8 protein-coding genes are annotated in these 9,218 nt (G+C 74.2%); 5 read left to right on the top strand and 3 right to left on the bottom strand.

Annotated elements, in window-relative coordinates; all coding sequences use genetic code 11:
• Nucleotides 1-347 precede the first annotated feature (347 nt).
• On the top strand, nt 348-1,259 hold the full coding sequence (locus B0E53_RS12675) for a cyclase family protein (protein ID WP_107076244.1): 912 nt from the start codon (nt 348-350) through the stop codon (nt 1,257-1,259).
• Nucleotides 1,260-1,301: 42 nt separating this feature from the next.
• On the opposite strand, the gene B0E53_RS12670 is transcribed toward B0E53_RS12675, so the two are convergent.
• The gene (locus tag B0E53_RS12670) at nt 1,302-1,901 is read right to left on the bottom strand and encodes a PadR family transcriptional regulator (protein WP_107076243.1); all 600 of its coding nucleotides are present in this window, start codon (nt 1,899-1,901) and stop codon (nt 1,302-1,304) included.
• A 105-nt stretch (nt 1,902-2,006) separates the two neighbouring features.
• On the opposite strand from B0E53_RS12670, the gene B0E53_RS39330 reads away from it, so the two are divergent.
• On the top strand, nt 2,007-2,336 hold the full coding sequence (locus B0E53_RS39330; protein ID WP_246835375.1) for a hypothetical protein: 330 nt from the start codon (nt 2,007-2,009) through the stop codon (nt 2,334-2,336).
• A complete protein-coding gene (locus B0E53_RS12665) occupies nt 2,237-3,178 on the top strand; it encodes an FAD-dependent monooxygenase (protein ID WP_246835374.1) in 942 nt (313 codons plus the stop codon). Before B0E53_RS39330 ends, B0E53_RS12665 begins: the two co-directional genes overlap by 100 nt.
• On the opposite strand, the gene B0E53_RS12660 is transcribed toward B0E53_RS12665, so the two are convergent.
• Nucleotides 3,172-4,212: a S66 peptidase family protein gene (locus tag B0E53_RS12660; RefSeq protein WP_107076242.1), complete on the bottom strand. Its 1,041-nt coding sequence runs from the start codon at nt 4,210-4,212 to the stop codon at nt 3,172-3,174. The two genes, B0E53_RS12665 and B0E53_RS12660, sit on opposite strands and share 7 nt — an antisense overlap.
• Before the next feature lie 84 nt (nt 4,213-4,296).
• On the opposite strand from B0E53_RS12660, the gene B0E53_RS12655 reads away from it, so the two are divergent.
• Nucleotides 4,297-5,349, top strand: coding sequence for a hypothetical protein (locus B0E53_RS12655; protein ID WP_107076241.1), 1,053 nt, complete (start codon nt 4,297-4,299; stop codon nt 5,347-5,349).
• A 123-nt stretch (nt 5,350-5,472) separates the two neighbouring features.
• Nucleotides 5,473-8,259, top strand: coding sequence for a phosphoenolpyruvate carboxylase (ppc, locus tag B0E53_RS12650; protein WP_107076240.1), 2,787 nt, complete (start codon nt 5,473-5,475; stop codon nt 8,257-8,259).
• 63 nt (nt 8,260-8,322) lie between these two features.
• On the opposite strand, the gene B0E53_RS12645 is transcribed toward ppc, so the two are convergent.
• On the bottom strand, nt 8,323-9,204 hold the full coding sequence (locus B0E53_RS12645; RefSeq protein WP_107076245.1) for a hypothetical protein: 882 nt from the start codon (nt 9,202-9,204) through the stop codon (nt 8,323-8,325).
• Nucleotides 9,205-9,218 lie beyond the last annotated feature (14 nt).

The raw sequence follows: 9,218 nt of genomic DNA, 5'->3' as shown, positions 1-9,218 counted from the left end.
GCCGCCGGCCGGCTCGTCGGCCGCGACGGCGGCGACGGCGAACGGGCGCAGCGCGGCCGGGGCGGTGAGGTCGAGGCCGTCGACCTGGGCGGCACCGGAGCGCGCCAGGTCACGGGCCCGGGCCAGCCCGGGGTCGGCCAGGGCGGCGGAGAAGAGGCCGGTGAGCATCTGTGATCACTTCCAGGAGGTCGGCGCACGGCGACGACCCCGCGTCCGGTGCGGACGGGGGGTGGCACCGTTCGAGACTATCCCGCTGCCCGGACATTCCGGGCCGCAGCCGGGGGCGCGCGGCGGGGACCCTGGGATGGATCTTGACGGGTCCGGCCGGGCATGGTGCGGTGGGGCGCATGACGGGTGAGTACCGGGCGGTGTTCGACGCCGAGGTGATCTTCGCGAACGGCGGCGGGTTGCGCACCGACGGGTTCCGCCTGGACGTCCCGGGCCCGGACATCACCGACGACGAGCTGGCCGCGCTCCTCGTCCGGCACCTCGGGCTGCTCATGGTCGGCGAGGTGCGGATCACCAACCGGACGGTGGTCGAGGAGCCGCACACGGGCGGTCGCGGGGTGGCCGCCCCGGCGGCCGGCGGGCGGCGGCTCGTCGAGCTGAGCCACGTGATCACCGACGGCATGGTCACCCTGCCCGGCTGGCAGCCGCCCCGGGTCACCGACTGGCTGACCCGCGAGGCCTCCCGCGAGCGGTACGCGCCGGGCGTCGAGTTCCATGTGGCGCGGATCGACATGATCGCCAACACCGGCACCTACGTGGACGCGCCGGCGCACCGCTGGGCGGACGGACCGGACCTGACCGGGGTCCCCCTGGGCCGCCTCGCCGACCTGCCCGGGCTGGTGGTCCGGGTGCCGGCCGGCACCCGGGCGGTGAACCGGCTGCTGCTCGCCCCGTACGAGGTGGCCGGCCGGGCGGTGCTGCTGCACACCGGCTGGGACACCCACTTCGGCACCGACCGGTACGCCGGCGCCGACGCGCCGTACCTGACCGCCGACGGCGCGGACTGGCTGGTCGAGGCGGGGGCTGCGCTGGTCGGGATCGACTCGATCAACATCGACGACATGACCCCGGCGGCGGCCGGCGAGCGCCCGGCGCACAGCGCCCTGCTCGCCGCCGGGGTGCCGATCGTCGAGCACCTGACCAACCTGGCCGCCCTGCCCCCGGAGGGGTTCCGGTTCACGGCCGCCCCGCCGCGGGTGGCCGGCATGGGCACCTTCCCCGTCCGCGCCTTCGCCGTCGTCACCGGCTGACCCGGCCGGTCACGGGCCGCGTGGCTCCGACCGCTCCAGCGGTCAGGCCGGATCGGCGCCGGCGGGCGGGGGTGCGGGCGCCGACCAGGTGAGCCGGCCGGTACGCAGGTCCTCGACGACCGAGCGCAACCACAGTTCCTCGGCGGCGGCGACCGCCTCCAGGTGCTCATCCTCGAGGTGGAAGACCCGGGGCAGGTCGGCGTGCGCGGCCAGCGCAGCGGCCCGCTCCTGCCGGGCCCGCCCGATGTGGTCGGCACGTCGTTCCAGCAGCTCCGCCGCCTCCGCCGGGCTGATCATCGCGAGGTGTGACAGGGCCGCCGGGAACTGCGGGAACTCCTGCTTCGGCTCGACCAGCATGGCCCTCAGCCAGGTGCGGGCGACCCGCCGCCCGGCGTCGGTCAACTCGTAGACGGTGCGTTCCGGGTAGGCCTGCTCCCGGCCGGTCTCCCGCACCGCGATCAGGCCGTCGGCGTGCAGCCGCTCGATGGTCCGGTAGAGGCTCGCCCGCTGCCCCACGTTGACCACCTGGTCCTTGCCCCACTGCTTGATGAGCCGCTGCACCCCGTACGGGTGCAGCGGCTCCTGGTGCAGCAGGGCCAGCACGGTCAGCGCGAGTGGTGAGCTCCGGGCAGCGGTGTCCATGCCGATGATCCTAGAGCCATCGGAACTAGTTGACACGGACTAGTTTCACTGAAACTATTCGCGTTGGAACGCGGCGGACGTTCCGCGGCGGGAGGGAGCGAGGAGATGGGCACGGTACGGACGGCAGTGGTGATCGGCGGCGGAATCGGCGGCACGGTCACCGCGATGGCACTGGCCCGGGCGGGCATCGAGGCGACGGTGCACGAGGCGTACCCGGGCGGGGCGGACGGCGTCGGAGCGATGCTGAGCCTCGCCCCGAACGGCCTGGCGGCGCTGCGGATCGTCGGGGCCGAGGAGGCGGTCCGGGCGGCCGGCCACCCGGTCCCGGCGTGGTCATGGCCGACGGTGCGGGACGCCGGCTCGCCGAGTTCCACGGCTTCCCCGGACTGCCCGCCACCCACGCGATGGCCCGCGCCGACCTGCACCGGGCGCTGACCGAGCAGGCGCTCGCCCAGGGCGTGAAGATCGAATACGGCAGGCGCCTCGTCGAAGTCGAGGAGAGTCGTGACGGCGTCACCGCGGTCTTCGCCGACGGCAGCACCGCCGGCGCGGACGTACTGATCGGCGCCGACGGCATCCGCTCCACCGTCCGGACGCTGATCGACCCGAGCGCACCAGGGCCCGAGTACGCCGGCGTGCTCGGCTTCGGCGGGCTGGTCGCCGAGGACGTGGCACCCGCCGAGCCCGGCACCATGTACTTCGCCTTCGGCAGTTCGTTCATCGGCTGGTGGCGGCTGCCCGACGGGCGGGTCTGCTGGTTCGCCAGCCTCCCCCGCACTGAGCCGCTCAGCTGGGCGGAGGTCCAGCGGATCCCGGCGGAGCAGTGGCTGACGCGGCTGCGCGAGCGCTACGCGGACCACGTTCCCGGGGAACGGCTGCTGGCCCACACCGCGCCGGACACGCTGATGGCCACCGGGCCGATGGAGCGGATGCCATCCGTACCGCACTGGCACCGGGGTCGCCTGGTCCTCGTCGGAGACGCCGTCCACGCGCCTTCGTCCAGCTCCGGCCAGGGCGCCTCGCTCGCCATCGAGAGCGCCGTCGAGCTGGCCCGCTGCCTACGCGACCTGCCCGATCACGCCGCCGCGTTCGGGGCGTACGAGCGGCTGCGCCGGAGCCGGGTGGAGCTGATCGGCGGCAACGCGGCCGCCACCAACCGGGCCAAGGCCGGCCAGGCGGGCGGGCCACCTGCCATGCCCACCCCCGAGCAGATGTTCGGCCCCGTCCACCGCCACCACATCGACTGGCATGCCACCGTGCCCCGCGAGGCTCAGTAGCGCACCGAGATCCGGCGCTCGACGGCGTCGACCCGGATCTCCCCGCCGTACGGGATGATCAGCTGCGGGTCGGTGTGGCCCAGGTCGACGTCGAAGACCACCACGGGGTCGTCGGCGTACGGCGCGAGGGCCCGGAGGATCGCCTCCCGCTGCGCCTCGCCCCAGGCCAGCCGCTCGTCCAGGGTGTGCGGCTTCTCGAAGTCCCACGCCTTTGGCCGGCCGACCACGATGGCCGGGAACCCGGCGAGCAGCCCGCGCTCGCCCAGGTTCCGCACGATACGGAAGACCTCCCGCGCGTCGGGCAGCTCGTTGGAGGTCTCGACGACCAGCACCGACCCGGCCAGCTCGGCCGCCGAGGGCACCCGGCCGGCGGCCGCCAGCCAGTGAATGATCTCCAGGCAGCCGCCCCAGGTGCGCCCCTGGACCATTCGGGCCGGCCCGTGCCAGCGCCAGCCCGCGCCAGGGAACATCACCGGCTCGTCGGCGAGCGTGGCCGGGTTCCGCCAGTCGCGCGGCTCGTCGCCCCACTCGGGCGCCGGGGTCAGCTCGTACCAGCCGGAGGTGAAGAGTGCCGCCCGCAGGGAGTCGAAGGTGAGCGGGTGCGGCCTGCCGGGCCGGCCGAGGTGCACCAGCACCGAACCCCCGTGGTACGAGACGATCCCCAGCCGGTAGAGATGGTTGAGCACGTTGGTGTTGTCCGAGTAGCCGTAGTACGGCGTCGGGTTGGCCCGCAGCACCGCGTCGTCCAGGAACGGGGTGACCGTGATCAGGTCGTCTCCGCCGACGGTGGCGAGCACCGCGGTGACGCTCGGGTCGGCGAAGGCGGCGGTCAGGTCGCGCGCCCGGTCCCGCGGGTCGGCCCCGGTCTGCCGGGTGGTCGGATACTCCACCGGCTCCAGCCCGAACTCCTCGCGGAGCCGGCGCAGGCCCAGCTCGTACACGTGCGGGAAGAGGCCCGGCAGGCCGGCGGAGGGCGAGACGACCGCGACCCGGTCGCCCGGCTTCGGCTTCGGGGGGTAGCTGGGCAGCGCCATGATCCGAAGTTATCGCGCCGGGCCAGCGAATTCCGCTGGAGGAAACCACCCGGGTCGGGCATGTACGGGCAATAGGCTGAGCGCGTGGACGAGGCGCAGCGGAACCCTCCGGTACGCGACTGGCTACCCCGCACGGCGGCGCTGCTGCTCGGCACGCTCGCCCTGGCCACCGCGTTCATCGCCGCCTACGTCGGCGCGCTGCACCAGCCCCGACCCCGCGACGTGCCGGTCGGGGTGGTGCTCGGCGACCAGCGCGCCGAGGCCGTCATGGCCGCCGTGCGCCAGCGCACCGACAAGATCGAACCCGTCGAGTACGACGACCCGGGCGCCGCCGACGACGGCCTCACCACCCGCAAGGTGTACGGGGTGCTCACCTCCGGCCCGGACAACGGGTTGCACCTGGCCACCGCCAGCGCCTCCGCCCCGGCCGCCACCGAGCTGGTGACCCAGGTGCTCGCCCAGGCCGCCCAGCAGGCCAACCTGCCGATCCAGGTCACCGACGAGGTGCCGGTCGAGTCGACCGACCCGCGCGGCCTGGTCCCCTTCTACCTGGCGGTCGGCTACGTGCTCGGCGGCTACCTGGCCTCCACGGCACTGGGCCTGCGGACCGGCACCGCCCCGGTCAGCCTGCCCCGGGCCGGGCTGCGGGTCGCCGCCCTGGCGGTCTACTCGATCGTGCTGGGGATCGTCGGCGCCACCATCGTGGGTCCGGTGCTCGACGTCTGGCACCACGACATCCCGGCGGTCGCGGCGGTCGGCGCGCTGGCGGTCTTCGCCGCCGCCATGGTGGCCAGCGCCGTGCAGGCGTGGCTCGGGCTGCTCGGCACCGGCCTCGTGATCCTGCTGCTGGTGGTGCTCGGCAACCCCGGCTCGGGCGGCATCTACGCCCCGGAGTTCCTGCCGGCCTGGCTGCGCGGGATGCACCGGTGGAACGTGCCCGGCCTGACCACCGACCTGATCAAGTCGGCGGTCTACTTCGACCGCCGCTCGACCGGCTGGGCGCTGTCCGGGCTCACCCTCTGGACCCTGCTCGGGATCCTCGGTCTGGTCACCGCGACGGTCTTCCGGGCGCACCGCCGGGCCGCCCGGGCCCGCGCCCGCCCCGACACCCCCGGCGCGCCGGCCAACCATGGCTGAGCCGGCCGGCCCGTCCCAGAGTGCAGATCATCACGCGGTCCCCCTCCTGCCGCCGGGGCTCGCGCGGATACCATCCAGGGAGTCGGACAGCGCTGTCCTTCGTACTCGCGTAAGGAGCGCACCGTGACCGACCAGCACGACCACGACGGCCCCGACGCCGCTCTCCGGGCCGACATCCGCCGCCTCGGCACGCTGCTCGGGCAGACCCTCGCCCGGCAGGAAGGCCGGCCGCTGCTCGACCTCGTCGAGGAGATCCGCGCCCAGGTCCGCTCCGACCCGCCGGCCGCCGCCCAGCGCCTCGGCGGCCTCGACGTCACCACCGGCACCAAGCTGGCCCGGGCCTTCTCCACCTACTTCCACCTGGCCAACATCACCGAGCAGGTGCACCGGGCCCGCGACCTGCGCCGGCGGCGGGCCACCCACGGCGGCTGGCTGGACCAGGCCGCCAAGATGATCGCCGAGCGCGGGGTGCCGGCCGAGGAGATCGCGGCCGCGGCCCGCCGGCTCGCGGTACGCCCGGTCTTCACCGCCCACCCCACCGAGGCGGCCCGCCGGTCCATCCTGTCCAAGCTGCGCGCGATCGCCGACGAGCTGGACGCCGAGACCGCCAACGCGATCCTGTACGGCGCCAGCGACGAGGGCCCGGCCAACCGGCGCCTGGCCGAGCTGCTCGACCTGATGTGGCAGACCGACGAGCTGCGGCTGGACCGGCCGGACCCGACCGACGAGGCCCGTAACGCCATCTACTACCTGCGCGACCTGCACGCCGAGGCCGCCCCGCAGGTCCTCGACGACCTCGCCGACACGCTGCGCACCCTCGGCGTGGAGACCTCGCCGACCGCCCGACCGCTGACCTTCGGCACCTGGATCGGCGGCGACCGGGACGGCAACCCGTTCGTCACCCCGGCGGTCACCCGCGAGGTGCTGCGCATCCAGCACGAGCACGGCATCGAGGCCACCGAGAAGGCGATGGACGAGCTGATCAACGAGGTCAGCGTCTCCCGCCGGCTGCGCGCCGTCTCCCTCGACCTCTCCGCCAGCCTCGCCACCGACCTGGACGCGCTGCCCGAGGTGGCGCCCCGGTTCCGCCGGGTCAACGCCGAGGAGCCCTACCGGCTCAAGGCGCGCTGCGTGAAGGCCAAGCTGGCCAACACCCGGGAGCGGTTGCGCGCCGGCACCCCGCACGTGCCGGGGCGGGACTACCGCGGCTCGGCCGAGCTGATCGCCGACCTGGAGCTGCTGCGCGCCTCGCTGGCCCGCAACTCCGGGCAGCTCACCGCCGTGGGCCGGCTCGCCTCGACCATCCGTACGGTCTCCGCGTTCGGGCTGCACCTGGCCACCATGGACGTCCGGGAGCACGCCGAGAAGCACCACGAGGTGCTCACCCAGCTCTACGCGGCGGTCGGCGAGGTGTCCGACTACCCGTCGCTCACCCGGCTGGAGCGCACCAAGCTGCTCGCCGACGAGCTGGCCGGCCGCCGGCCGCTCTCCACCCAGGACAGCCCGCTCACCGAGTCGGCGCAGAAGACGTTCGACGTGTTCGGGGCGATCCGCGAGGCGCAGGACCGGTTCGGCGCCGAGGTGATCGAGTCGTACATCATCTCGATGACCCTCGGCGTGGACGACGTGCTCGCCGCGGTGGTGCTGGCCCGCGAGGCCGGCCTGGTCGACGTGCACAGCGGCCGGGCCCGGATCGGCATCGTGCCGCTGCTGGAGACCCCGGCCGAGCTGAACACCGGCGGCGAACTGCTCGACGAACTGCTGTCCCTGCCGGCCTACCGGGCGCTGGTGGCGGCACGCGGCGACGTGCAGGAGGTGATGCTGGGCTACTCCGACTCGAACAAGGAGGCGGGCATCACCACCAGCCAGTGGTCCATCCACCGGGCCCAGCGGGCGCTGCGGGACGTGGCCGCCCGGCACGGCGTACACCTGCGGCTCTTCCACGGCCGGGGCGGCACGGTCGGCCGGGGCGGCGGCCCCACCCACGACGCCATCCTGGCCCAGCCGTACGGCACGCTGGACGGCGCGATCAAGGTGACCGAGCAGGGCGAGGTCATCTCCGACAAGTACACGCTGCCCGCGCTGGCCCGGGAGAACCTGGAGCTGACCGTGGCGGCGGTGCTCCAGGCGACGCTGCTGCACACCGCGCCCCGGCAGCCGGCCGAGATGCTGGAGCGCTGGGACGCGACCATGGACGCGGTCTCCGAGTCGGCCTTCCGGTGCTACCGGTCCCTGGTCGAGGACCCGGACCTGCCGGCCTACTTCTGGGCCTCCACCCCGACCGAGCTGCTCGGCGCGCTGAACATCGGTTCCCGGCCGGCGAAGCGGCCGAACACCGGCGCCGGGCTGGCCGGCCTGCGGGCCATCCCGTGGGTGTTCGGCTGGACGCAGACCCGGCAGATCGTGCCCGGCTGGTTCGGCGTGGGCTCCGGGCTGGCCGCCGCGCGGGCGGCCGGACTGGCGGACGTGCTCGCCGAGATGAACCGGAACTGGCACTTCTTCCGCACGTTCCTGTCGAACGTCGAGATGATGCTGACCAAGACCGACCTGAGCATCGCCCGGCGCTACGTGGAGACCCTGGTCCCGAAGAAGCTGCACCCGATCTTCGAGAAGATCGAGCAGGAGTACGAGCTGACCAAGCAGGAGGTGCTGGCGATCACCGCCTCGCCGGCGCTGCTGGACAACTCGCCCGTGCTCCAGCGCACCCTGGCCGTGCGGGACACCTACCTGGAGCCGCTGCACCACCTCCAGGTGGCCCTGCTGCGCCAGTACCGGGACTCCGGCGCCGCGGGCCGCGCGGTGGCCACCGCGCCGGGCGGCCGTCGCGCCCCGAACGACGGTACGGCGCTGGAGCGGGCGCTGCTGACCACGGTCAACGGCATCGCCGCCGGCATGCGCAACACCGGCTGACCCCGGTCGACGAGGAAGGCCCCGGTCACGCCGACCGGGGCCTTCGTCGTCCGCGCGGCGGGGCTACCAGTCGCCGCCGCCGAAGTCCCCGCCGCCGAAGTCGCCGCCGCCGAAGTCGCCGCCGAGATCCCCGCCGCCGTAGCCGCCGGAGTAGTCGCCCTGGCCGGCGAAATCCTGCCCCTGGCCGGCGAAGTCCTGCCCCTGGTCGCCGTAGTCCTGGCCCTGGTCGCCGAAGTCCTGGCCCTGGTCGCCGAAGTCCTGGCCCTGGCCCTGGTCCTGGCCGTCGCCGAAGCCGTCCTGGAAGCCCTCCTGGTAGCCGGCGTCGTAGCCGTAGCCCGGGTCGGCGAAGGCGGGCGAGAAGAGCGCGTCGGCGATCAGGATGCCGCCGAGCACGCCGGCCCCGGTGCCGAGCGCCGTCTTCCACCAGGGGGTCGAGTACCAGCCGGCCGGCACCGGCCGCCCCTGCCAGTTTCCGCCCGGATAGTAGTAGGGCGTCCCGTTGCCCGGCTGGGGGCCGGCCCGGTAGGTCTGCCCCTGCACGTTGACCTCGCGCTCCTTGGTGAGCATCCCCGCGCCGCGGGCGGCGGCCAGCGGCGGCAGCTCCGGGCCCGGGTCGATACCCATGGCGGTCCGCGCCGCCCGGATGTACGCCAGCCCCTCCAGCGCGGTCTCCCGGGCCAGCGCGAACTGGTGCGGGGTGCGTGCCTGCTCCAGCTGGGAACCGGCCGCGTTGTACCGCTCGCCCGCGTCGGCCAGCGCCTGGCGGACCGCCGGGGCGTCCCCGTGCAGGTTCATCAACTGGCCGCCGAGCCGCTCGTACCAGCGCTGCGCCTCAGCGCGCGCGTCGGCCAGCTCGGTGGCCCGCCGGGACCTGCTCCCCCACCGCCAGAACACGAGCGCACCTCCGAGCACCAGGATCAGGACCACCCACAGGGCAACCTCCATGACCTCGAACGTAC

It is taken from the genome of Micromonospora sp. MH33 (assembly GCF_003013775.1).
Classification (GTDB): Bacteria; Actinomycetota; Actinomycetes; order Mycobacteriales; family Micromonosporaceae; genus Micromonospora; species Micromonospora fulviviridis.
Note: the sequence above shows the minus strand (reverse complement) of the source record. Positions and strands in the feature narration are given on the sequence as shown.

Coding starts and splice junctions, on each gene's coding strand:
- B0E53_RS12675 (WP_107076244.1), top strand. CDS start 348: ATGACGGGTGAGTACCGGGCGGTGTTCGACGCCGAGGTGATCTTCGCG.
- B0E53_RS12670 (WP_107076243.1), bottom strand. CDS start 1,901: ATGGACACCGCTGCCCGGAGCTCACCACTCGCGCTGACCGTGCTGGCC.
- B0E53_RS39330 (WP_246835375.1), top strand. CDS start 2,007: ATGGGCACGGTACGGACGGCAGTGGTGATCGGCGGCGGAATCGGCGGC.
- B0E53_RS12665 (WP_246835374.1), top strand. CDS start 2,237: ATGGCCGACGGTGCGGGACGCCGGCTCGCCGAGTTCCACGGCTTCCCC.
- B0E53_RS12660 (WP_107076242.1), bottom strand. CDS start 4,212: ATGGCGCTGCCCAGCTACCCCCCGAAGCCGAAGCCGGGCGACCGGGTC.
- B0E53_RS12645 (WP_107076245.1), bottom strand. CDS start 9,204: ATGGAGGTTGCCCTGTGGGTGGTCCTGATCCTGGTGCTCGGAGGTGCG.